Origin of the sequence: Campylobacter sp. BCW_6873, from assembly GCF_001762365.1 — a bacterium.
Taxonomy (GTDB): Bacteria; Campylobacterota; Campylobacteria; order Campylobacterales; family Campylobacteraceae; genus Campylobacter_D; species Campylobacter_D jejuni.
On the sequence record NZ_MJWS01000101.1, the window covers coordinates 1 to 909 of the forward strand.

Consider the following 909-nt stretch of genomic DNA (forward strand, 5'->3'; position numbering starts at 1 on the left):
ATGAAAAACAAACATTTTTTTATTATTGGCGGTGGTGATTTACAAGCAGATTTAGTGTTACATGCAAAAAAAGATTTTATCACTCATGTTTTTGACTACAATGAAAATTGTTTTTGCAAAGATTTAGCAGATTATTTTCATCCTATTTCTATTGCTGATAAAGAAAAAATTCTGGAATTAGCTATCAAATTTAATATAGTAGGTATTGCTACTGCTGCTACAGAACTTGGAAATTTAACAGTATGCTACATTGGAGAAAAGCTTAATCTTGGAACTAATTCTTATGAATGTGCTAAAAATACTACAGATAAAAGCTTAATGAAAAAAGTATTTGAAAGAAACAATATCAATCATGCTAAATACTTTATACTCAAAGATGAAAAAGATTTAGAACAAATTGCTAATTTCCCTGTTGTTGTAAAACCAAGCGATAGAAGTGCTGGAAGAGGAGTTGTAAAAGTATTTGATAAAGAAAATTTAAAAAAATATTTTTACAAAGCTAAAGATTTCTCTTATAATAAAATCGTTTTAGCCGAAGAAGTTTTAAAAGGTAGACAATTTAGTGTAGAAACTATAAGCTCTCATGGTAAACATCAAATTATAGCTATCACAGAAGAATATTTACGAGAAGGCGAATTTGCAAATGATTTTTTAGAAACACAGCATTTGATTCCTGCTAGGATAACTCATCATGAAAAAAAAAATATTCAAAATGAAATTATTAAAGTTCTAAATGCTTTTAAAATTAATTTTGGAGCTTCACATATAGAAGTAAAATTTGAAACTAACGGGGGGGGGGGATTTAAAAAATGCAAATTATCGGTCATAGAAATCGCAACCCGCTTAGGAGGTTGGCGTGATGTATTAGCATATCATTCTTATGGCATTGATTATTTACAACTCTTAATT

1 protein-coding gene is annotated in these 909 nt (G+C 28.5%); it reads left to right on the forward strand.

Annotated elements, in window-relative coordinates; genetic code table 11:
- Window positions 1–909: acetyl-CoA carboxylase biotin carboxylase subunit family protein (locus AJ932_RS08500; RefSeq protein WP_070289032.1), on the forward strand; the 909-nt coding region annotated here is incomplete at both ends.